Raw genomic sequence first — 22,401 nt, forward strand, 5'->3', positions numbered from 1 at the left:
GTTCGCTACCAAGCGCCGCCCCGGTCCGTGGGTGGGCGACCGGGCGCCTCCATGTCCGCGAGTTGGGCGGCCGTGTGCGGTGCGACGCGCGGGTCGAGCCGCACATGCAGCCGCAGCAGCCGCAGGTCGGCCGGGCGGTCCACGTCGTACCAGGGAGGGAGACGAACGTGCGCGCGGCCCGCGTTGACGCGCAGGGTGTCGGCGAGCGCGTGGCGGGTGCCCATGCGGACGTCCTCGAAGCTCGGGGGGGCCCCGCGCGCGCCCACGACGACGTAGCCACCGTCCGCGACGGGGACGAAGCAGAGTTCGGGCAGGTGGAGACCCGACGCGGGTCGCTGCAGGCCTGCGGTGCCCGCTCCCAGCTCGTCGCGCGAGCTGCCGTCGCGCGCACGTGACAGGTGAGCGACGTTGGGTGGAGAGCCCGTATCGCCCACCAGACTGACGCAGGCTGCGCGCAGGACGCTGAGCGGCAGCGTGGGGGCGTCGGTCCCTACCACCAGCGCGGCGCCGCGCTCGGAGATGCCCTCCGAGAGCGCGTGCGTCATGCGCGCCCCGAGCGCCTCCCCCACTTGCGATCGAATCGGCAAGCCCCAGCGCTCCGCCCGCTCCCGCAGCGCGTTCCCCGGCTCGGCCTCGGCGCAGCACAAGACCAGCTCGACCTCGGGGAGCTGCGCGCGGAGCGTGAGCATTCGCTCGACGGTGTCCTCGAGGAAGGCCGCATAGAGTGACAGCGCGCGCTCCGCGCCCAGCACGGCAGCCAAGCGCGTCTTGGTGCGGCCGAGCACCAGCGGTCGCGCGAAGAGCGCGAGCTGGACGCTCATCGCGCTCGCGCGCTGGGGAGCGCGTAGCGGCCCAGCAGCAGCAGGATCTTGTAGCTTGCGCCCAGCGTGCCGCGCAGCGTGCCGCTCACCTTCGACGTGCCCACGCGCGGTCGGTAGCGGACGGGCACCTCGCAGTGTCGCAGCCCGCGCTGAGCCGCTTTGATCTGGAGCTCCACGGTCCACCCGTAGTTGCGGTCCACCATGCCCAGCGCCTCGAACGCGTCCCAACGGATGGCGCGGAAGGGGCCCAGGTCCGTGTAGCGCGCCCCATACAGCAGCCGCAGCGCACCGCACGCGACCGCGTTGCCGGCACGCTGCTGAGGGGTGAGGGCGCCGGCCAGCGCCCCCCGCACCCGCGAGCCCAGCACCAGGTCCGCTTCTCCCCGCGCGATGGGCGCGAGCAGATCGCCCAGCTGCGTGGGGTCATCGGCGTGGTCCCCATCGAGGAACACGACCACGTCGGGTGGGTCCTGCCGCAGCAGCGCGAGCGCCTTGAGGCACGCTGCGCCGTAGCCCCGCTCGGGTTCGTAGACGACCTCCGCCCCGTGTGCGCGGGCGACCTCGGCCGTGGTGTCCGTCGAGCCGTTGTCCGCCACCACCACGCGGCGCACCAGCGCGCGTGGGATGTCGCCCAGCACCAGCGGCAGGGCGCGCTCCTCGTTCAGCGCCGGGATGACGATGTCGACCCGCATCCGCTCAGGGGCTGCCCGCGTCGGACGGCGCGCTCGCGCCACCATCCGGCGCGCCTGCGGTGGGCTGCCCGGCGGCGGCCGCAGCAGCCGCAGCCCTGCGCTCGCGCGCCGCCGCGAGCGCGCGCATGACGGTGGGGGACGTTCGCAGGCCGTCCAGCTCGAGGTCCGGCTGGAGCTCGAGCGCGGCCAGGAACGCCGCGACGGCGAGGTCCGTGCGGTCGAGCGCCACGTAGGCCGTGCCGAGCTCCCGGTGGATGCTGAGCGCCTGCGCCGAGGTGACCGAGGCCGCGCCGAGCAGCCCCGCGCCGAGCACGACCGCTTCGGTGAAGCGCCCGCGACGGATGTGCTCACGCAAGACGGGCAGCTGCTGCTCGATGTCGGCCTGGCGCTCCCGCTGCGCGCCATCGCTGGGCGCGGTGCCCGTGCTCTCTTCGACCAGCCGACGGCCCTCTTCGCTGAGCAGGAGATCGGGGAGCGGGACCAGCACCACCTGGCCGCGCGTGAGGCGGCTGCCGCGAATGCCATTGAACCGGCGCAGGCGGCGCGTGCCGGCCACGCTGTCGGCGTAGTACAAGCGAGCCACGCGCGTAACGCTGTCGCCCTGACCCGTGATGTGCCGCAGCGGATACGGGATGAGCAGCTCCGCACCCTCGGCGGGCTGCTCGCTGGTGACGCGGTTGGACTCCATGATGACGAAGGCGCGGCGCGCGTCCCCGTAGTAGCGATCGGCCAGCTGCTGCCACGTCTCGCCGGCCGCGACGGTGTGGTAGCGGACCCACGGGATGTGGAGGCGCATGCCCACGACGATGGCCGAGCCGCCTTGCGTCGTGAGACCGTTCTCGGTGACCAGCACCGACTCACGCCGAGGGTCCCCGTAGTAGCGCTGCGCGATGGACGCGAGCGTGTCCCCTGGCCGCACGACATGAGCGAAGAGCTCGTCGGCGCGCGTCGGTGCGCTGGACGTGCCGAGCACGAGCAGCATGGCAAGCAGCACCAGGCACACGCGACGTAGGGCGCTCGCGCTCATGGCGTCCCCTCCTCGTCGGTCTCCGCGAGGGCCTCCGCCTCGGGGTCGGCGGGGGGAGCGCTTGTGGCGCCCACCCCGGCCTCGCCCACGCCGTCCACGCTCGGGGTGGCGTGCCGCGGCACCATCACGACGTCCACCCACTCCGTCTCGCCCGTGCGGACGCGCACCTCGCGCTCGACCTCGGCGAAGTACGGGTTGGTGAAGCGCAGGTAGTGCAGCCCGGGCGACAGCGCGATCTCGCGCGCGGTGGGCGTCGTCGCCACCTGCTCGCCGTCCACGTACACGTCTGCCCAGGGGTCGACCACCACGCGGATGGCCCCTGCCCGCGGCGTCGCGGCTCCAAGGGCGGGCGAAAGGGCGGGGGCAGGGTCGCCGTCGTCGTCGGAGGCGCTGGCGCTGCCGATCGCGACACCCCCGCCGATCACCCCCAGCAGGAGGGCCACGTTGAGTAGCGACACGTCACGCAGCAGCGTCGGGTCGGCCGAGCGACGACGGATGTTGCGCGGACCGGCGGCCTCGAGCACCCGGTCGGCCTCCTCGTCCGTGAGGAAGCCGATGTCCCGCTGGTACATCACCAGCTTGGCGCTGTAGTTGATGGGCACACGCGGCGCGAGGAACTCCACCAGGTCGTCGATCAGGGCCTGCGTGCTCGGGTAGCGCGCGGCCGGCATCTTCTCCATGCAGCGCGCCATGATGCGCTCGAGCTGGCGCGGCACCTTGGGGTTGAGCTTGCGCGGCGCCAGGAAGCGGTCGAGCCGGATCTTCTGCATGACCGTGCGCGACTCGTCCTCGACGAAGGGCTTCTGCCCCGTGACCATCTGGTACAGGACGATGCCCACCGAGAAGATGTCGCTGCGGAAGTCGAGCTTGTCGCCGAGGATCTGCTCGGGGCTCATGTAGCTGGGCGTGCCGAGGCCCGTCCCGGTCTCGGTCAGGTCGCTGAGCTTGTCGTCGCGGGCGATGCCGAAGTCCATCAGCTTCACCTCACCCTGCTTGCTGAGCATGATGTTGGCGGGCTTGATGTCGCGGTGGATGATGCCGCGGAAGTGCGCGTAGTCGAGCGCGCGCGCGACCTGCAGCGCGATGATGGCCGCCTCCTCGGCGGGCAGCACGGGGGAGAGCTCGAGCAGGTCGTAGAGGTCGATGCCCTGCACGTACTCCATGACGATGTACATGGAGGTGCCGTCCTTCACGAAGTCGACGACGTGCAGGATGTTCTCGTGCTGGAGCGACGCCATGAAGTGCGCCTCGCGCTCGAAGCGCATGGCGAACTGGCTGTCCATGGCGATGGACGACTTGAGGGCCTTGATGGCGACGAGCCGCCCCAGGGGCTCTTGGATGGCCTTGTAGACCACCGCCATACCGCCGGCGCCCACCTCGCTGAGCACCCGGTAGTTGCCTATTCGGTCGGACATGAGGAGGGGGGATGCTATCAAGCGGGCCAGCCCTGTCAACGCGGGCGACTCGCAAGTCGCTGTAATTCTGGCGTGTTAGACCGGGGTTCGAGGGACGCGACGACGTCGCGCGAGGCCCACCAGGGCGACGAGGAGCAACGGGAGCAACGCCGTGGACCCCGCGCGGGCGGCCACGACGGAACATCCTCCGCCACCGCTCGGGCTCGGGCTGACCCCCATGTCGACCTCGGGCTCGGTCGTCCCCGCATCGACGCCCGCGTCGGTGCCAGTCAGAGGCGGCGGCGCGGTGGGGATGGGGCCCGTGACGAGCGGCGGCGGCAGCGGCGGGCAGTCCGCCAGCGCGTCCGGCGCGCACCGGGTGCGGAACGTGTACGTGTAGGGCACGCTGCTGGTCTCGCCTGCGAGGTTCTCGACGCCCGCGCTCACCTCCACCCGGTATTGGTGGTCGTACTGCAGCTGCCCCGTCGGGCGCAGCATGGCGAAGAACGCGATGCTTGTGTTGTACGGCGTGTGGAAGGTCGTGGGCACCGTCTCGCCGCTCTCGTCCACGAGGCGGATGAGGGGGCTCAGCTGATCACGCTTGATGCCATAGCCGAACACCACGCCCAGCTGGGTGAGCGTGCGGCTCTCGGCCGGGTCGACGGGGAAGTTCGTCTCGCCATCCTCGGGCACCGTCGCGACCACCAGGTCCGTATCCATGGAGGCCACGCCCTGGACGCGCCGGTAGAGCGCCTGCCAGGATGCAGCGACGAGCTTGGCCAGGTGGGGGAGGGAGCCGTGCGCGTCTGGGTTGTAGATGTGCGTACCCAGCCAGGGGTAGGTGTTCCAGGCTTGTAGGTAGCCGTTGTATGCGGCGCGCCGCTGGATGAAGATCACGAACCCCATGCGGCCCATGCCGTTCTCGATGGTGGCCTGATCGATGGTGCTGACGGCCGGGTTCGAGCCGTACATCACGCTGTCGGAGAAGATGCTCGGGAGGGGCTCGTAGGGCGCCCAGGACTCCGTGTAGAGCAGCACGTTCTGGTCGATGATGATGAAGTAGTCCGCCTCTCGATCCACGTCACCGACCGGTCCGTCGATCTCTTCCGAGCGCGCGAGCATCATCGTGTCGTAGGTCTGGTCCGCCACGCCGTGGGACGCGAAGCCCAGGAAGAACGCGAGCTGCTCTTTGGCCTCCGACGAGCTGAAGTCCCCTTGATAGGTCTCCATCAGATACTCTTGGTACGCACGCACGAACGGGGGCCAGTGGGCCTCTTCGCCATAGGGGCTCGAGATGGCGTAGCCGCTGTCGGGGAACATCGAGCCCGCTTCGTACATGGGCGCGTAGAGCGGGTCCTCCAACAGCGTTCGGATCGGGCCAGGCGGCAGCTCGGACACGGCCAGCTGCGAGATGTGGACGTGACTGTAGGCGCCGTTGGCTCGCGCCGCGCTGGGGGCGCCGAGCAGGAGCGCTGCGAGGACCAGGAGGGGTCGCGACCAGGAGTGCGATCGCGTGCACGCACGACGACGACTCCGAAGGGGAGAATAAGCCATGCCGCAAGGTACCACGTCGGCCTGAGCCCGTCGCGTAACGTCTGTTACAGAAATGGTACCAACCGCGTGTCGACGCTGAGCGTGTCATCCACGGCCTCCACAGCAGCCGCGAGACACGCGCTGCGGACACCCGCACCCGCAGCCAGGTCCGCGGGGCGCGATCAGCAGGCCCGCTGGAAGCAGCGACGACGCAACGCTCCCTCGAGAGACTCGGCGATCTCTTGGGCCAGCGGGTCCATCGACGGTGCGACGGGTTGGCTCGGGCTGCCGGGGAGGGCCTGCGGAACGAGGGGCACCTGCTCGTTGTACGCGAAGCGGTCGTCCTCGCCGCAACCCGACCACAGCGAGTAGCCGTAGGGGCCGTCTTGACCCGAGCGCCAGACGTCCACGTAGAGATGCCCCCCCTCGCAGGCGAGATGCGCGGACGGGTCGGTGACACGGTGGTCGTGGCGTACACTCGAGATCATGTCCGCCCCGAGCTCGCTGGAGAGCTCGAGCAGCTCGAGGGACAACGCCTCTGCCAGGCTCTCGTACGCGAGTTGCCGCGACGCGTCGTCAGGGAGCGACATCCCGACGTCCTTGAACGAGATGAGGTGGAAGGGCAGCGCCGCGGGCGACGTGCCTTGCAGATCGACGACGAACGGCGAGTAGTTGGGCTCGACGGGGGCTGATGCGGGCGGGGTCTCGACGGCCTGGGGCGCGCGGGCGTCGCTGCCACAGCCCGACAGGAGCGCCGAGCAGCCCAGCAGCCCGATGAGCATGAAGGGCCCCAAGCGCGACGTGAACGACATGAGCGCGGTCCGGGATACGGGCATCGAGAGCAACTCGCCACGGCGCGCTACACGCTGCAGGGTGGCGTGCGGTGTGACCCTGCGGATCCGCGACGACTCAGGTGCATGCGGCATGGGCCAGGCAGCCGCCTGGCAATGGGCCGAGGGGCTCGGGCCCGCCGCAGACGGTGACAGAAAGGCCGCAGACGCGACGAGCGGGGCAGGGCGACGGTTCATGCTAGGCAGAACGCTCAGTCTGTCATGACGTTGCACACGACGACAACCTCGCCCTCGCCTGAGCGGACTGCGCTGGGCGTGTTCGTGGGCGGACGTTCCTCGCGCATGGGCGGCCAGCCCAAGGGGTTGCTGTCTGTTCCGGGTGGGGACGAGCCGCTCGTGCTGCACGCCCTGCGGGCCGGAGTGCATGCGGGCCTGTCCGCCGCGTGGTTGGTGGGTGATCTCGCCGCGTACGATGCGCCGGTCCACGTGGCCCAAGCAGCGTGGCCTCGCTACCTCCTTGGAAGACTGACCGACGACCCCCCGGGCGTGGGTCCGCTCGGCGGCCTCCGCGCCCTGCTGGCCGCGGCGAGCGAGCACCGCTTCGAGCACGTCGTGGTGGTGGCCTGCGACATGCCGTACGTCGATGGCCCTCTCTTCGCCCAGCTGGCGACCCACGCGAGCGCCGCACCCGTGCTGGCGGCCCGACGTGGCCCTCGTGCCCCCTGGGAGCCCATGCTCGCCCGCTACCGCCCCGAGCAGGTGCTCCCCGCGCTCGACGCCACCATCGCCTCGGGCGCGCGCTCCTTCCAAGCGCTCTTCCAACAGGTCTCGCCCGAACGCTTCGACGGTCCGGGCGTCGCCGCCGCCCTCGACGACTGGGATCACCCGAGCGACGTCCGTCGCTGACGAGGGGCTGCGAGCGAGCGCGGCTACGCTTTGGCGCGCAGCGTCGCGTAGTCGCGCCCGGGCTCGGCCCGCAGGCCCACGGGCAGTCCGGCCGCCTGCCACCCGAGCTCCGCCGTGCCGCCGAACGCGTCTTTCCTGCCGCCCCAACCCGCGCTCTGGTCGCGCACGTCCGCGAAGCCTGCCTCCCGCAGCAACGTCGCTGCGGCTGCGCTCCGGCCACCCATCTGACAGCCGACGATGAGCTTGGCGTCGAGCGGGAAGCTGGCCTTCACCACATCGACGAACGCGTCGTTGGGGACCATGCCGGTGCCACCGCGCAAACGCACCGGGATGTTGTAGGCACCACTCGGATGGCCACCGTCGAACTCGGCCTCGGTGCGCACGTCCAGGTACACGTAACCCTCGTCCTCCATCAGCTCGAGCGCCTCGTCCGGGGAGATCAGGGGGGTATCACTCATGTGTTCGTCCTCACGGGCTCCAAGGGGGTATCACTCATCCGTTCGTCCGCGCGGGCTCTCGCGGCGCGGGGTCACGCAGGAAGTAGTTCTCGAGCGTCTCGCGGTGGGGCAGCACGGACTCGACGCGGGCGCCGGCGTCCAGAGCGGCGCGCAGCAGCGCGTCGACCGCGTCCACGTCCACGCTCAGCACCCACGAGCCCCCGTGCGGGGTGAGCACGCCATGTCGGCCGAGCGCACGCTGCGCTTCCTCGCTGAGGCCGCCCAGCTGCACCTCCACCCGGCGCTGCCCGCGATGCAGAAGCGCGTCCATGGTGCCCGCGGCGGTGACCACGCCGCGCTGCAGAATCGTGACGCGGTCGCACAGCATCTCCACGTCGCTGAGGATGTGGCTGGTGAAGATCAGCGTCTTGCCGCGGCGACGTTGCTCGAGCAGCAGATCGCGCACCTCCTTGCGGCCAATGGGGTCGAGACCGCTCATGGGCTCGTCGAGCACCAGCAGCTCGGGGTCGTGCAGCAGGGCCTGCGCGAGGCCGACGCGCTGCATCATGCCCTTGCTGAACTTGCCGATGGGGCGGTCCTTGGCGTGCGTGAGCCCGACGCGCTCCAGCAGCTCGTCGCTGCGACGCGCGCGGTCGCGCGGGGACATACCCATCAGACGCCCGCACAGGTCCAAGAACTCGTGGGGCCGTAGATACTGATAGACGTACGGGTTCTCCGGCATGTAGCCCATACGACGCACGGCCTCGCGGTCGCTCGGGGGTCGGCCGAAGATGCGGACCTGCCCGCGGTCCGGGTGGATCAGGCGCAGCACGCACTTGATGGTGGTGGTCTTGCCAGCCCCGTTGGGGCCCAGCAGGCCGAAGATCTCACCGCGCCTCACCTCGAAGCGCACGTCCTTCACAGCCTCGACCTTCTTGCGAAAGAACCCGATGCGGAAGGTCTTGGCCAGCCCGTCGACGCTGAGCACGACGTCTTCAGAGGACCCGGCCGGCGCGAGGCTCGTTGGTGTGTCTTGGGTGGGCTCGGTCATGACGCAGCGAGCTCCTCGGCGGCGCGCGTGACGGCCTCGACGACCTGCTCGCGCTCCGCGGCGGACATAGTGGGAAAGAGAGGGAGCGACACGCCACGTCGCACGATGTCGACGGCGACCCAGGGTTGTCCGTCGGGCCGCGTGACCGTTGGGTCGGGGGTCACGCTCGGCACCTGCGAGAGGGCGTAGCTGAGAGGTCCAGCCTGCGCACCGTGGCGCCTGCACGCTTCGATGAACCCGTCGCGCGCGGCCTCGCTGGTGCCTGGTGGGAGCAGGGCGCCGAAGGTCTGCTGGTTGGGCAGGGCGCCCGGCGGCGACGCTTGAAACGTGAGGCCAGGCGCGTGTTCGGAGAGCTCCGTGCGCATGTGGGCCGCGTGCGCGCGCCGCCCCGCGTTGATGTCCGCGAGGCGCGCCATCTGGGCGATTCCGAGCGCGCCACCCATCTCGGTCAGGCGGTGGTTGCCCGCGTGACGTTCGAAGACGCCGGGGGCTGCCTGGCCATGGTTGCGCAACACGCGCAGGCGGCGGGCCAGCTCGACGTCGTCCGTGACGCACATGCCGCCCTCACCCGTGGTGATGACCTTGCGGGGGTGGAAGCTGAAGCAGCTCACGTCGCCCAGACTGCCACACGGCGCGCCATCTGCGAACACGCTGCCCAGCGCGCAGGCCGCGTCTTCGATGACGACCAGGCCGTCGAGCGCGGCGCGCAGGGCGGGGCCTCGCGCAGGGTTTCCGAACTGGTCGATGACGATGGCGGCGCGGGTGCGGGGGGTGCGCGCCGCCGCGAACGCCTCGGGCGTGGCGTTCCACTCGTGCGGGTCGACGTCCACCAAGGTGACGTGCGCGCCCACCGCGCGTACGGCGTGAGCGGGGCTGGGCCAGGTGAGCGCCGGCACGAGCACCTCGTCGCCCGCGCCGATGCCGAGCGCCTGCAGCGCCAGCACGAGGGCGGCCGTGCCATTGGACACCGCGACGCCCTGCGCGCGCTGGCACTGCGCGGCCACCAGCTGCTCGAAGCGCTCCACCGCAGCGCCCTGCACCAGCATCCCGCTGCGCAGCACGCGCAGCACCGCGTCGCACTCGGCGTCGTCCAGCAGGGGGCGGGTCATCGGGATCATGGGCCGGAGAGGATATCAGATGTCAGTGGAAGTCACGCGAGCGCGGCAGGTCTTCGGGCACCGGGCGCGCGTCTTCCGCCGGCATGCGCGGCGCGAAGAGCTTCTGCACCAAGAGGTGCGTGACGCCGTCCACCACCTGCAGCACGCCCGACAAACCCAGCAGCACGGACGTCTTCGCCAGCGTGCGTTGGCGCTCGAACGCGTCGGGGTACATCACGGCGTTGACGAAGCCAGTCTCGTCCTCGAGCGTGAAGAACGTCACCCCCGACGCCGTGCCCGGGCGCTGGCGGCAGATGACCAGGCCCACGTAGTCCACGCGCTGTCCGTGGGGCTGGGCGCCCAGCTCGCGCGCGCTGGGGATGCCCTGCCGCGCCAGGTGCGTGCGCAGGCGCTCGATGGGGTGCCCAGCGGTGCTGTGACGGCTGGCGCGGTAGTCCCACACGATGCGCTCGCTCGGGTCCAGCGACGCGAAGTGCAGCTGCGTCGAGGCGGAAGCCAGGGCGAGCGAGTCGTTGCGATAGCGGGCGAGGGCGCGCACGGCCCAGAGGGCGTCGCGGCGCTCCACCCCGAAGTCGTCGAAAGCCCCCGCCTGGACCAGGCGCACCAGCTGACGCGTGGACAGCGCGGTGCGACGCACGAAGTCGTCGAGGTCGGTGAAGGGGGCCGCGCGCCGGGCCTGCTCGATGCGCTCGCGCTCGGGTGTGCCCAGGCCCGTGACGTAGCGCAGGCCCATGCGCACGGGGGGGTGCGACGCCGCGCTGGGCGTGGCCCCGGGCTCTGCGGTGGGCTCTGCGGCGAGCTCGGGCATGGAGGCCGAGGCCGGCTGGGGCGTGGCCCCGAGGTCTGCGGCAGAGGCGTTCGCGAGCGGCGACGCGATGGGCCCCTCGAGCGTGCAGTCCCAATCGCTGTGGCGCACCGAGAGCGGCAGCACCGGCACCCCGCGCCGCCGCGCGTCGTCCACCAGCGTGGCGGGCTGGTAGAAGCCCATGGGCTGCGCGTTGAGCAGCGCACACAGGAACACCGCTGGGTGGTGACAGCGCAGCCAGGCCGTGGCGTACGACAAGAGCGCGAAGCTCGCGGCGTGGCTCTCGGGGAAGCCGTACTCGCCGAAGCCGCGGATCTGCGCGAACACGCGCTCGGCGAAGTCCTCGCTGATGCCCTTCTGCACCATGCGCGGGACCATGCGCTCGCGGTGCGCCTCGATGCGCCCCTCCTTGCGCCACGCGGCCATGTCGCGCCGCAGCTGGTCGGCCTCGCCCGGGGTGTAGTCGGCGGCCAGCACGGCCAGCTTCATGACCTGCTCCTGGAAGATGGGCACCCCCAGGGTCTTGGCCAGCACGCGCTCGAGCGTGGGGTGGGGGTACTGCACCACCTCCTGCCCGGAGCGGCGCCGCAGGTAGGGGTGCACCATGTCGCCTTGGATGGGCCCCGGGCGCACGATGGCCACCTCGATCACCAGGTCGTAGAAGCAGCGCGGCTTGAGGCGCGGCAGCATGGCCATCTGCGCGCGGCTCTCGATCTGGAACACACCGAGGGTGTCCCCGCGCGAGACCATGTCGTAGGTGGCGGGGTCCTCGGCGGGCAGCGTGGCCAGCTCGAGGGCAGGCCCCTGATGGGCGCGCAGGAGATCGAGGGCGATGCGCAGGCAGGTGAGGGCGCCGAGGCCCAGCAGGTCCACCTTGAACAGGCCGAGCGCCTCGACATCGTACTTGTCCCACTGGATGACGGTGCGGCCGGGCATGGTCGCCGGCTCGACGGGCACCAGCGTGTCGACCGGCTGGTGACCCAGCAGGAAGCCGCCGGGGTGCACGCTCAGGTGGCGTGGTGTGTCCTGCAGCGCGAGCGTGAGCGCGCACAGCTGGCGGGTGCTGGCCGCGTCGGGGGGCAGGCCGGCCTCCACCAGCAGTTGGTCGTCGAGCTTGTCGTGGTAGTGCACGAGCTTCGCCACGGCGTCGATGTCGGTGGCCGGGATGCCCAGCACCTTGCCCACCTCGCGCACGGCCGAGCGCGTGCGGTAGCGCACCACGTTCGCGACCATGGCCGCGTGGCGCCGCCCGTACTTCTCGTAGACGTGCTGGATGACCTCCTCGCGGCGCTCGTGCTCGATGTCGAGGTCGATGTCGGGGGGCTCGGCGCGCTCGCGGCTGAGGAAGCGCTCGAAGAGCAGGTCCATGCGCACGGGGTCCACGGCCGTGATGCCGAGGCAGAAGCAGACTGCGCTGTTGGCCGCGCTGCCGCGCCCCTGACAGAGGATGCGCTCACGCCGGCAGTAGTCGACGATCTCGTGCATGGTGAGGAAGTAGCCGCCGTAGCGCAGGTCCTCGATGACGCTCAGCTCGCGCTCGAGCTGCGCCTGCACGTCGGCCGGGATGCCGTCGGGATAGCGCCGGGCCGCGCCGCGGTAGGTGAGCGTGCGCAGCCAGCTCTCACTGGAGACACCGTCGGGGCGGGACTCCTCGGGGTAGCGGTAGTCCAGTTGATCCAGCGTGAACGCGCAGCGCTCGGCCACGAGCAGGCTGCGACGCAGCAGCTCCGGGGCGTCGGCGAAGCGCGCGTAGGCGACCTCGGGAGCGAGCAGCGCGTGCTCGGCGTTGCCGCGGATGACGGTGCCCGCCGAGGCGAGGGTGACGCCCGCGCGGATGCACGCGACCACGTCTTGCAGAGGGCGGCGGTCGGGGTGGTGGTAGAGCACCTCGAAGCCGCCCACGAGAGGCACACCCAGCGCGCCAGCCGCCAGACGCAAGGCTCGCTCGTGGCCCCGCTCGTGCGCGACGAGGTGGCGCACGCAGTAGGCCCAGAGGTGCGCGTGCACGGCGTGCAGCGCGGGCAGCAGCGCAGGGTCTGCGCACAAGAGATCGCAGTGCGTGAGCGCGGCCAGCTCGGGGACGTGCAGCTGGCTCTGTCCCTTGGGGGCGCGGGCTTGACCCACGCTCAGGAGCCGACACAGCTGGGCGTAGCCGGTTCCGTCGCGCGCGAGGGCGACCACGCGTGACCAGGGTCCGTGCGCATCACCCGCGACACGGGTGCCCCCCGCGACGTCCGTCGGAGCCCTCGGCACGTGGGCGGGAACCCTCGTCACGAGCCCCGCCGCGACACGCGTGGGACCACCAACAGAACCCGGAGAGGGCCGAGGACACGCGACGGTGAGCTCGGCCCCCGCGAGCAGGCGCATGCCCCGGTCGCGCGCGGCGAAGTGCGCCTTGACGAGGCCGTAGACCCCGTCGCGGTCGGTCATGGCGAGCGCGTCGAGACCCAGCGCGTGCGCTTGCTCGACCAGCTCGGTGGCGCTGCTGGCGCCCTCCAGGAAGCTGTAGTGGCTCTTGACCCACAGGGGCACGTAGGTGGCTCCGCGCGAGCCCCGCCGAGGCGCAAGGGCAGTCGAGGACGTGGGCACGGCCACCATGCGCGCCTCAGTCGACGGTGCCGTGCAGGAACCACGCGGCACGCGGGCGATCCCAGTAGACCCACAGCAGCCCGCCAGCGTCGGTCTCGGCGTAGTAGTAGTCGCGCTCGACGGTGCGCTTCCACCAACCTCCGCTCACGCGGTAGGGCCCGTACATGCGCTGCACGCGCTCGCCCTCGGGGCCCTCGGGCACGCCCACGGCCGAGCGCTCGGGGGCCGCGGCCTTGCTCGTCGCGGCGACGGGGGTGATGGACGCGGCGGGGGCGCGCCCAGCAGCGGGTGCAGCCCCCGTGATCGATGTGACGGACGTAGCGGGGGCGCGCCCAGGGGCCGGTGCGGACCCCGGCACGAGGGTCGGGCGCGTGGGTTGGGTGCGCAGCGGGAGGGGCCGCCGGAGGACGCGCCGCACCAGCACGCCTGCGAGAGACTCGGCCTCGGGGACGCCAGGCTCGGACGCACGCTCGTCGAAGTCGAGCACGCCATCCGGACCCGTGTGCTCTGCTTGGGGCTCGGGGTTGGGGTGCGCGTCCGCCGCATGCGTCATGTCGCCCGTGCGGGAGACAGGGCGGGTGGGGCTCGCGGACTTGGGTGAGGCGAGGACGGGCGCCGTTGGTGCTGACGCGATGGGCTCGTAGGCCGGGCGACGCGCGAACAGCCCGCTCGCGTTGTGCTCCACGTAGGAGGCCGCTGGGGTCGGGGGCTCGAGGGTGGGCACCCACACGAAGCGCGCCTCGGGCAGGTGGGCTTCACGCACACGTGCGCGGACCACCGAGCGTGGACCGTAGGCAGCGCGCACGCGGGCCAAGGCGCGCGCCGCGGCGTGGGCGTCTCGCTTGGGGCGCAGGCCGGGGAGCACCAGCGGCTCGGCGTGGGCGCGCTCGGTGTCGGCGCGCAGGACGACCGACTCCACGGGGTGGGGCAGAGCGAGCTGCCCGAGGCGCAGCCGGATGAGCTCCACCAGGACCAGCAGGTCGCCCGTGGGGGCAGCGGGCTCGAGCATCTCTTCCGTGATACGGGTGTGCCCCTGCGGAGCGTCCAGTTCGAAGCGCAGGTGCAGCGCGCGGATGTGCTCCCCTCTCTCGCGCAGGCCCATGAGCAGCGGGTGCAGCGCCGCCTTGATGCCGAACAGCAGACGGTGGACGTCCGCGTCGGGTGGGGTCACCTCGAAGCGCGCCTCGGTGGGCTCCTCGAAGCCCAGGGGTTGCAAGGGCAGCTGGGTGTCATCTGCGAAGAGCGAGCGGACGCGTGCGGCGTCGGGCCCGAAGCGACCTCCGAACTCGGCCGCCGGGAGCGCGAGCAGGTCCCCCAGGCCATGCACCTCCAGCATGGCGAGGTCGTCGCACAGCTCGGCGGGAAGCCCCAGCGTGCGCAGATCGGCGCCGTTGGCGAGCAGCTGCTCTTCAGCGGGGCTGCTCAACACGCGACAGCTGAGCTGCGAACCCGCCGCGGCGTACAGACGGTAGCGATGGAAGCCCACCCAGGTGGCCCCGAACAGACCGCGCCCCTTCAGGAACGCGTGCGTGGCACGAGCCCAGGCGTCGACCCCGCCGTACAGCTTTTCCATGCCGTTGGGGTCCAGGAAGAAGGTGCTCGGGAAGTGGGTGCAAGGCTCGACCTTGGGCGAGAGCATCTGCAGACCACTGGCCAGCTCGGCCTCGAGCGCGGTGACCCGCTCGGCTGAGACGACCCCGGTGTGCAGGCCAGGCAGACGGTCCCGCGCGGCAGCGTGCGTCAGGCCGAGGCGCAGGCCCGCAGCGATGGCTGCGCGGTTGAGGTAGGTCACGCGCGCCTCCGGCCCCTCGCCCGCGACGACGGCCGTGGGCCGGCCGCAAAATTCGGGCCGATCCTGCAGCAGGATCTGGAGCGGGAGGTCGGGCAGCTTCACGAGCGCCACACGCTCGGCCTCCGAGCCTGGTGCGCGCGGGGGCTTCGCCACGCGCTGCGTCATGGACGATCCTCGGGGTCTCCGTCGCTGTCCCCAGCTGTGCTGACGCGCTTGGCGGCGAGCTTGGGGCGCACCACGACCGGCGGCGGTACCACCGAGCGACGCGAGGCGAGCGAGGTGACGACCGCACCCGGCAACGCCAAAGACAGCTGCGCGACCGCCTCGGCCGGCGTGGGCATGCTAGCGGTCTCGGTATCGAAGAGCGACAGCTGCACGTCTTGCGCTGACCCCTCGAGCACGGGCAACGCAGGCAGCGCCTCGAGACCAGCGGGCGCGCGTCGGCGCTCGGACGCGGGGCCCTGCAGCGTGCCCAGCTTGTTCTTGAGCACGCGCTGGGACAGCACGAACGCCCCGTCGGGGGTGCGCTCGCGCCGAGGCTCGAGACGCAACGCCACCATGGCACCCAGCGAGGGGGCGCGGGCCTGGGAGTCGCTCAGCACGCAGAGCTGCGCGTCGTGCTTGCGCAGGAGCCCGGAGAGGCGCGTCTGCCATGGGTTGTGCGCGGCGGGCACGCGCCCCACGAGGTCCATGATGACCAGGCCGAAGCCCCCCGAGCGCACGAGCCACTCCGCCACGCGGCAGAGGCCCTCGGGACCCTCCTTGGTGGGCACGCGCACGATGACGAGCGCGTCCAGGTCCACACCCGCCGCGACGAGGTCTGGCGGATAGAGCGGCCCGTCAGTGGGCTCGATCCAGACCACCGATTCACCCTCGCGTTGCTTCGCGAGCACCATGCTGACGGCGGTGCTGGTGCGACCCGTGGAACCGGAGAGCTCGACGATGCGACCCGCGAGGGCATCACCCTGCCAGGCATGGTGGCTCGTGTGGGAAGAAGGGGGGGGAGTGGACTCCTCCGCGACGCCGGGCAGGCCGAGCTGCGCGGACGGATGCTCCGGGTTGCGCCGAAGCGCGCTCTCCGCGGAGCCGTGATCCGCGGGGACGTGGTCATGGGTCAGAGCGAGATCCATGGTGTCATCTCCAGTGTACTGAACGGGTGAACAGAATCAAGGCTGGTCCCACCATTGGATGGATCGGATGACGACGAGCGAGTGACGAGGGTGTTATCGGCCGGGCTCGTTCTGAACATAGGATCAGCCATGTGCGAGGCATACCGCAGGGGTGAGACATTCTTGTGACGAGGCCCGGGAGGCATGCGACAACGCCCGCATGATCGACCCGAATCACGAGAATGTGCGTCTGCTCGGACCTTTGGCTGCCCTCGTGGGCGTCTGGGAGGGGGGCACGGGCGTCGACGAGGCTCCCAAGGAGCCCGAGCGTGACCAGCTGGCGGTGAGCAAGTACCGCGAGCGCCTGGTGCTCGAGCCCATCGGGCGCGTCGACAACCACGAGCAGGTGCTGTACGGCCTGCGCTACTCGACCATGGCGTGGCGCCACGGCTCGGACGACAGCTTCCACGAAGAGGTGGGATACTGGCTGTGGGACGCGGCCAACAAGCAGGTCCTGCGTTCGTTCATCGTGCCGCGCGGTGTCACGGTGCAGGCGGGTGGCACCGTCGAGCCCGACGCGAAGACCTTCAGCCTCAGCGCCGTCGCCGGTTCGGGCACCTACGGCATCTGCTCGAACCTCTTCCTCGAGGAGGAGTTCAAGACCGTGCGCTACGACCTGACGGTCACGGTGCATGACGATGGTACGTTCAGCTACGAGGAGGATACCCAGCTGCAGATCAAAGGGCAGCCGGACATCTTCCACCACACGGACCGCAATCACCTGAAGCGCGTCGGCTGACCTGACGCGGCCGCCGTCCTCCATCGCGAGCGCGCGCTGTGCGCGGGGTTGCCAGCCCCATCCGAGGGTCTGCGGGACCGCGCTCGGGCTGGCGCGAGGGACCCCGCGTCAGCGCGCGTCCAGCACGTACACGGCGTAGGCCCACGTGGTCGCCGCCGTGAACATCAGGGCATCTACACGGTCCAGCAGCCCGCCGTGACCCGGCAGGATGTTGCCCGAGTCCTTCACACCAGCGCTGCGCTTGAGCAGCGACTCCAGCAGGTCACCCGCCTGGCCGAGCCCGCCGGCCACCACGCCCAGCGCGACGGCGTGGGGCACGGGGATGGGCAGCTTCATCACGTAGAGCGCGAAGAACGCGCCGCCCACCGCGCCCACCAGGCCACCGAGCGATCCCTCGATGGTCTTCTTGGGCGAGAGCTTCTCGTAGAGCTTGTGTTTCCCGAAGGCCCGGCCCGCGAAGTACGCCGCGGTGTCCGACAGGAACGCCAGCATCATCGCCAACACCACCCAGCGTGCTCCGAACGGCAGACCGTGCAGGAGGTCGACCGTGACCAGCAGTCCGCCAATGTAGATGGGCCCGCCGAACAGCCAGCCCGTGCGGGCGCCCGCCGTCTCGATGGGCTCGGGCCGCAACAGGCTCGCCACGAGCGCCACCATGCCGAGACCAAGGACGGCCGGGAAGAGGTAGGCGGGGGCGAACACCACGGTCGCCGCGAAGCCCAGGGTCGCGAGCGTGCCGATGCCTATCAGGACGGTCTGGCCGGGCATCGTCATGGCCATCAGCTCACGCGCCACGATGGCGATGGCGAGGAACGCGAACGCGTGAAAGCCCCAGCGCGGCCCGTAGAACAGGAGCCACAAGATGACGGGGATGAGCGGCAGGGCGGAGGCGAAGCGCAGCGCGGTGCTGCCTAGCTTGCCCTTGGCGTTGCCTGCTTCGGAGGCGGACACGGAGTCGCTCGCCGCGGCGTCAGAAGGGCTGCTCGGCGTGGCGTCGTCTCCGCCTGTGGTCATGGGGCCTCGGGAGCGGGGTGCTTGCCCTCTTGGGGCTGGATCGTGGGAGCGGCTGGCTCTGTGGTCGGGCCATTGGCGTCGGTCGGCTCCAGCGCCGCGTCGAGGACGCGGCCGAAGCGGCGCTCGCGTGAACGGAATGACGCAAACGCCTCGTGCAGCTCAGCCAGGTCGAACTCGGGCCACAGCTTGGGGGTGAAGAAGAGCTCGGCGTAGGCCACGCCCCAGAGCAGGAAGTTGCTGATGCGCTGGTCCCCGCCCGTGCGGATCAACAGGTCGACTGGCCCGACCTCGGCGGACGGCAGGCGCGACTCCAGCAGCTGCTGCGTCACGTCGGACGGCGCCAGACGACCCGCCGCGACGTCCTGCGCGATGGCCGCTGCCGTGTCCGCCAGCTCCTCCTGGCCCCCGTAGGAGAGGGCGAGCGTGAGGGTCATGCCGTGGAGGTGGGCGGTGTCGCGCTCGAGCGCGTGGAGCACGGTGAGCACACGCGCGGGGAGCTTGTTCAAGCGGCCTATGGCGCGCAGGCGAATCTGGTTGTCCATGAGCTCGGTCCGCTCGGACACCAGGTACTCGATGAGGAGCTCCATGAGGGCGCTGACCTCATGGCTCGGACGCTCCCAGTTCTGCTCGCTGAAGGCGTAGAGCGTGAGGGCGGACACCCCGCTGCGGCGGCACTCGCGGACGATGTCGCGCACGGTGTGGCTGCCCTGGTGGTGCCCAGCAGTGCGGAGCCGACCGCGACTGGACGCCCAGCGTCCGTTGCCATCCATGATGATGGCGACGTGCTGAGGTGGGGCGTCGGGAGGGGCGGTCACGGGGTATCCAAGGTACAGCGCGACCGGATCGACACGCTGTGGGCGAAGGAACGACACGTAACACGGGGGCATTCCTCCTTCAAGCACGTGACCCCGGTGATGGCGCGTGATCTCGGGGCCGGTGTGGGTGGTTTCACGTGAAACTCGGCCGCACGCACCGGATCGGTTGGCCACGTCTACGAAGGCGGGGACGCGATCGCAGGTCTGCGTCCAGGGCATGGCAGGTGGTTGGACCGAGTTGACGTGGTCGGTGCGAAGCGGATGCGAGGACGCGGACCCACACACGGGCCACTTGCTGCTGGACGCGTCCCTGTGGCCGGAGCCGTACGGCCCCCGTCGCGCCCGGTCGGCGATGACGCGCGAGGATCTTGCGGGCGGGTGACGATGACAGGGGCGCTCGACGTCCGCCTAGGGCAATGTCGAGACGGGCGCTGGCCCGCATGGGGAGGCCTTCGGGTTTGGACGGCGGAGGTCTCGACCGCGCACGTCCAGGGAGGAGAGAAGCCGCTCGAGTCATGTGCGCGCATGGCGTGGGCGACCGGTCCCGCCCCCAGCGGACCTCAGGACATGGAAGTCGGCGCGGGTCTCGCACGTGAAGCGGGGATGCCGCCGTGGTGGTCTCGCACTGTGCGCCCTCGCCTCGTCACACGACCGCCCCACGCGGTGGGAGCGAACAGTCTGTACACCAGGCTGGCTGCGGCGGTCAGCGGACGACCGCCAGCGCAGGACTGCGGCCAGGCGCACCAAGGCGTTTCACGTGAAACCTCGTCATGTCACCCGCCATGACGCACCCGAGACGTTTCACGTGAAACCTCTACTCGAGGACGAGCCCCGCGCGTACGTCGCTCTCGAATGCGGCCTCCACCGTCTCGAGGGCTGCCTCCAGCTCAGGAGACTGCCCTGCAGGCATCCGCACCTCGACGTGAACGATGAGATCCCCGTGACCTTCCTTCCCCGGAACACCCTTCCCCCGGACTCGCAGCTTGCGACCCGTCTGGCTCCCGGCGGGCACACCCACCCGGACGTCCCCCTCGAGCGTCGGCACGCTCACCTTCGCCCCGCGGTAGGCCTCCAGCGGCGTCACGGGTACCCTCACGTGCAGCTGCGCTCCCTCTCGCCAGTACAAGGGATGCTTGGCCACAGCGACCTCGAGCATCAAGTCACCCGCGCCACCCGCGCCCGCTTGCCCCTGCCCTCGCAGTCGGATCTTGGCCCCATCCACGACACCCGCAGGGATCTTCACCTTCACGCCCCGCACGTTGCCGCCCGAGTCGGTCATGGACAGCTCCCGCTCACAGCCCTGGAGCGCCTCGACGAAGCCGATCTCGACCGAACCCGTCACGTCCCGTCCGCGAGGTGCGCGGTGCTGACCGAAGAAGTCACCGAAGTCCTCGACGCGCGCGCCGCGCCGTCGCCCACCACGCGCAGCCGCCCCGAACAGGTCGCCGAAGTCGAAGCCTGCGAAGGCCTCCGCACCGTGGCGGCGGGGGTCGAACCCCTCGCGCAGCCCATCCTCTCCGTACTGGTCGTAGAGCTTCCGCTTCTCCTCGTCCCCTAGGACCTCGTAGGCCTGCGAGACCTGCTTGAAGCGCTCCTCCGCACGCGGATCGTCGGGGTTGTGGTCAGGGTGGTACTTCTTCGCCAGCTTCCGAAACGCCTTCTTGATCTCGGAGCTGCCAGCGTCCCGGGCAACGCCGAGCACGTCGTAGTAGTTCTTTGCCATGACTTGGCCACAGCCTAAGTCGCCCTCTCCACAACACAAGCGGCCGCGCGGCGCCTCGCGGCACGTCGCCGCGGTGGTCGAACGCCACCCCTCGCCCCTCGGCCCTCCGATCCTTGACCTCCCGACGAGGCCCCCGCACAACACCCCTCATGTCCCTGCAGGATGACTCCCGGCGGCGCCTAGCCGACCTCGAAACCCGTGGTCTCTTGCGTCGACCACGCGTCGTCGATGGCCCCCAGCAGGCCACTCTCCAGATCGCCCAGCGCCCCCTGCTGTGCTTCTCGAGCAACAACTACCTCGGCTTCGCCAACCACCCGCAGCTGATCGCAGCCGGCGTGCGAGCGATGCAGGAGACCGGCGTGGGTGCAGGCGCCAGCCGCCTCATCTCGGGCAACATGGCAGCCCACGAAGCCGCGGAGACCGCCCTCGCCGACTACGTCGCCCTACCCGCAGCGCGCCTGTTCTCGACGGGCTACGCGGCCAACGTGGGGAGCCTCCAGGCGCTCGCCGAAGCAGGCGACGTGATCTACTCGGACGCCTTGAACCACGCGAGCCTGATCGATGGCTGCCGCTTGAGCCGCGCCCGTGTCGAACGTTACCGCCACACGGACCTCGACCACCTCCGCGACCTGCTGCGGGCGACCCGGCAGAGCGCGCGCCGTGCCTTCATCGTCACCGACGCCCTGTTCAGCATGGACGGAGACCTCGCCCCCCTCGCCGCCCTGCGTGTCCTGGCGGACGAGTTCGAAGCGCACCTGTACGTGGACGAGGCACACTCCGTGGGTGTCCTAGGCCCCGCCGGTCGCGGCGCCTGCGCAGCAGCGGGGGTGCGACCCGACGTGTTGATCGGCACGCTCGGCAAGGCGTTCGGCCTGGCGGGTGCGTTCGCCGCGAGCGACCGTGACACCGTGGACTGGCTGTACAACCGAGCGCGCAGCTTCGTCTTCTCCACCGGGCCCCAGCCCAGCCTGGCCGCGCAGGTCGTCGCCGCCGTCCCCCTGCTCCATGGCGCCGACGCCGAGCGCGCCCGCCTGCAGCGCCACAGCCAGCGTCTCCGCGAACACCTCCGCGCGGCCGGTCATGACGTCCCCATGCTGGCCACCCCCATCGTGCCGCTGCTCCTCGGCACCGAGGCCAGTGCGCTCACGGTGGCCGCAGCACTGCTCGAGCGCGGCATCTTCGTCCCCGCCATCCGCCCTCCCACGGTCCCGCCCGGAACCGCGCGCCTGCGCATCGTGCCGACCGCGGCCCACACGGACGACCAGCTGGACGCCCTCATGACGGCCCTCTCGGAGTGCACCGCGTGAAGGGCTTCTTCGTCACCGGGACGGGCACCAACGAAGGCAAGACCTTCGTCACCCGCGGCCTCGCCCGCCACCTGCGGCGACGCGGAGTGGACGTCGCCGCACTGAAGCCGCTGGAGACCGGGGTCGACCCCACGCCTGTCGACGCCCAGGCGCTCGCACACGCCTGCGGTCGCCCCGAGCTCGCCGACCTGCCCGGCTTCTACCGCGCCTGCGCACCCCTCTCGCCGTTCAGCGCAACCATGCGCGGAGAGCCCCCCGTGCCCCCCACCAGCAGCCTGATCACCAGCCTCGACCAGGTCGTCTGCGACATCATGCTGGTGGAAGGAGCGGGCGGCGTCCTCGTGCCCCTCGACGCAAAGCGCACCATCGCCGACCTCATCGCGGCGCTCCGCATCCCATCCCTGCTCGTGGCTCGCAACGGCCTCGGCGTCATCAGCCACGTCTGCTGCGCCCACGAAGCCCTCGCCCACCGCCAGCTGTCCATCGCCGCCGTCGTCCTGACCGAGCACGGCCCGGCCGACACCTCCCAAGACGACAACCTCCAGGCCCTCCGCGCCCTGCTCCCCACCCCCGTCGTCCGCTTCCCCAGCGCCCCCAACGACGACGACGCGCTGGCCATCGCGGCCACGGAGCTAGCCAGCCTGCTCGTTCGGAACATGTATCTCCAATGATACTGCA

At 70.9% G+C, this 22,401-nt stretch carries 19 protein-coding genes; 4 read left to right on the top strand and 15 right to left on the bottom strand.

Annotated elements, in window-relative coordinates:
* Positions 1 to 5: 5 nt before the first annotated feature.
* The 6 genes from H6726_19610 to H6726_19635 all read right to left on the bottom strand — a co-directional run bounded on the left by H6726_19610 (position 6) and on the right by H6726_19635 (position 6,279).
* Positions 6 to 821 (bottom strand): DUF2064 domain-containing protein, encoded by an 816-nt coding sequence (locus H6726_19610; protein ID MCB9659866.1) that lies wholly within the window; start codon positions 819 to 821, stop codon positions 6 to 8.
* A complete protein-coding gene (locus H6726_19615; protein ID MCB9659867.1) occupies positions 818 to 1,513 on the bottom strand; it encodes a glycosyltransferase family 2 protein in 696 nt (231 codons plus the stop codon). The genes H6726_19610 and H6726_19615 overlap by 4 nt, the downstream gene beginning before the upstream one ends.
* A gap of 4 nt (positions 1,514 to 1,517) precedes the next feature.
* Positions 1,518 to 2,540, bottom strand: coding sequence for a LysM peptidoglycan-binding domain-containing protein (locus H6726_19620; GenBank protein ID MCB9659868.1), 1,023 nt, complete (start codon positions 2,538 to 2,540; stop codon positions 1,518 to 1,520).
* A complete protein-coding gene (locus tag H6726_19625; GenBank protein MCB9659869.1) occupies positions 2,537 to 3,955 on the bottom strand; it encodes a serine/threonine protein kinase in 1,419 nt (472 codons plus the stop codon). The genes H6726_19620 and H6726_19625 overlap by 4 nt, the downstream gene beginning before the upstream one ends.
* A gap of 75 nt (positions 3,956 to 4,030) precedes the next feature.
* Positions 4,031 to 5,488, bottom strand: coding sequence for an Ig-like domain-containing protein (locus tag H6726_19630; protein ID MCB9659870.1), 1,458 nt, complete (start codon positions 5,486 to 5,488; stop codon positions 4,031 to 4,033).
* 161 nt (positions 5,489 to 5,649) lie between these two features.
* Entirely contained in the window at positions 5,650 to 6,279 is a 630-nt protein-coding gene (locus H6726_19635) for a hypothetical protein (GenBank protein MCB9659871.1), read from the bottom strand.
* A 321-nt stretch (positions 6,280 to 6,600) separates the two neighbouring features.
* Here H6726_19635 and H6726_19640 point away from each other — a divergent pair, with 321 nt between their 5' ends.
* Positions 6,601 to 7,164: an NTP transferase domain-containing protein gene (locus H6726_19640; GenBank protein ID MCB9659872.1), complete on the top strand. Its 564-nt coding sequence runs from the start codon at positions 6,601 to 6,603 to the stop codon at positions 7,162 to 7,164.
* A 23-nt stretch (positions 7,165 to 7,187) separates the two neighbouring features.
* Here H6726_19640 and H6726_19645 read toward each other — a convergent pair whose 3' ends face one another.
* The 6 genes from H6726_19645 to H6726_19670 are packed head-to-tail and all read right to left on the bottom strand — an operon-like array spanning position 7,188 to position 16,086.
* Positions 7,188 to 7,622, bottom strand: a complete 435-nt coding sequence (locus H6726_19645; GenBank protein ID MCB9659873.1) for a rhodanese-like domain-containing protein — start codon at positions 7,620 to 7,622, stop codon at positions 7,188 to 7,190.
* Between the two features lie 34 nt (positions 7,623 to 7,656).
* Entirely contained in the window at positions 7,657 to 8,652 is a 996-nt protein-coding gene (locus H6726_19650; GenBank protein ID MCB9659874.1) for an ABC transporter ATP-binding protein, read from the bottom strand.
* Positions 8,649 to 9,770, bottom strand: a complete 1,122-nt coding sequence (locus tag H6726_19655) for a DegT/DnrJ/EryC1/StrS family aminotransferase (protein MCB9659875.1) — start codon at positions 9,768 to 9,770, stop codon at positions 8,649 to 8,651. Before H6726_19655 ends, H6726_19650 begins: the two co-directional genes overlap by 4 nt.
* Positions 9,771 to 9,792: 22 nt before the next feature.
* Positions 9,793 to 13,173 carry an error-prone DNA polymerase gene (locus tag H6726_19660; GenBank protein MCB9659876.1) on the bottom strand — a complete coding sequence of 1,127 codons (3,381 nt, stop codon included), beginning with the start codon at positions 13,171 to 13,173 and terminating at the stop codon, positions 9,793 to 9,795.
* A gap of 7 nt (positions 13,174 to 13,180) precedes the next feature.
* Positions 13,181 to 15,121 (bottom strand): hypothetical protein, encoded by a 1,941-nt coding sequence (locus tag H6726_19665; GenBank protein ID MCB9659877.1) that lies wholly within the window; start codon positions 15,119 to 15,121, stop codon positions 13,181 to 13,183.
* Positions 15,118 to 16,086 (bottom strand): hypothetical protein, encoded by a 969-nt coding sequence (locus H6726_19670; GenBank protein MCB9659878.1) that lies wholly within the window; start codon positions 16,084 to 16,086, stop codon positions 15,118 to 15,120. The genes H6726_19665 and H6726_19670 overlap by 4 nt, the downstream gene beginning before the upstream one ends.
* A gap of 199 nt (positions 16,087 to 16,285) precedes the next feature.
* Between H6726_19670 and H6726_19675 the strand changes: the two genes are divergently transcribed.
* Complete coding sequence (locus H6726_19675; GenBank protein MCB9659879.1) at positions 16,286 to 16,864, top strand: FABP family protein; 579 nt, start codon at positions 16,286 to 16,288, stop codon at positions 16,862 to 16,864.
* Between the two features lie 108 nt (positions 16,865 to 16,972).
* Here the strand turns inward: H6726_19675 and H6726_19680 are convergent, their stop codons facing one another.
* The 3 genes from H6726_19680 to H6726_19690 all read right to left on the bottom strand — a co-directional run bounded on the left by H6726_19680 (position 16,973) and on the right by H6726_19690 (position 20,416).
* Positions 16,973 to 17,878 (bottom strand): phosphatidate cytidylyltransferase, encoded by a 906-nt coding sequence (locus H6726_19680; GenBank protein MCB9659880.1) that lies wholly within the window; start codon positions 17,876 to 17,878, stop codon positions 16,973 to 16,975.
* Positions 17,875 to 18,765: a di-trans,poly-cis-decaprenylcistransferase gene (uppS, locus tag H6726_19685; GenBank protein MCB9659881.1), complete on the bottom strand. Its 891-nt coding sequence runs from the start codon at positions 18,763 to 18,765 to the stop codon at positions 17,875 to 17,877. Before uppS ends, H6726_19680 begins: the two co-directional genes overlap by 4 nt.
* A gap of 742 nt (positions 18,766 to 19,507) precedes the next feature.
* Positions 19,508 to 20,416 (bottom strand): J domain-containing protein, encoded by a 909-nt coding sequence (locus H6726_19690; GenBank protein ID MCB9659882.1) that lies wholly within the window; start codon positions 20,414 to 20,416, stop codon positions 19,508 to 19,510.
* A 149-nt stretch (positions 20,417 to 20,565) separates the two neighbouring features.
* On the opposite strand from H6726_19690, the gene bioF reads away from it, so the two are divergent.
* The gene (bioF, locus tag H6726_19695; GenBank protein ID MCB9659883.1) at positions 20,566 to 21,723 is read left to right on the top strand and encodes an 8-amino-7-oxononanoate synthase; all 1,158 of its coding nucleotides are present in this window, start codon (positions 20,566 to 20,568) and stop codon (positions 21,721 to 21,723) included.
* Complete coding sequence (gene bioD / locus H6726_19700; protein ID MCB9659884.1) at positions 21,720 to 22,394, top strand: dethiobiotin synthase; 675 nt, start codon at positions 21,720 to 21,722, stop codon at positions 22,392 to 22,394. Before bioF ends, bioD begins: the two co-directional genes overlap by 4 nt.
* The last annotated feature ends 7 nt before the right edge of the window (positions 22,395 to 22,401 follow it).

It is taken from the genome of Sandaracinaceae bacterium (assembly GCA_020633055.1).
Lineage (GTDB): Bacteria > Myxococcota_A > Polyangia > Polyangiales > Houyiibacteriaceae > JADJJE01.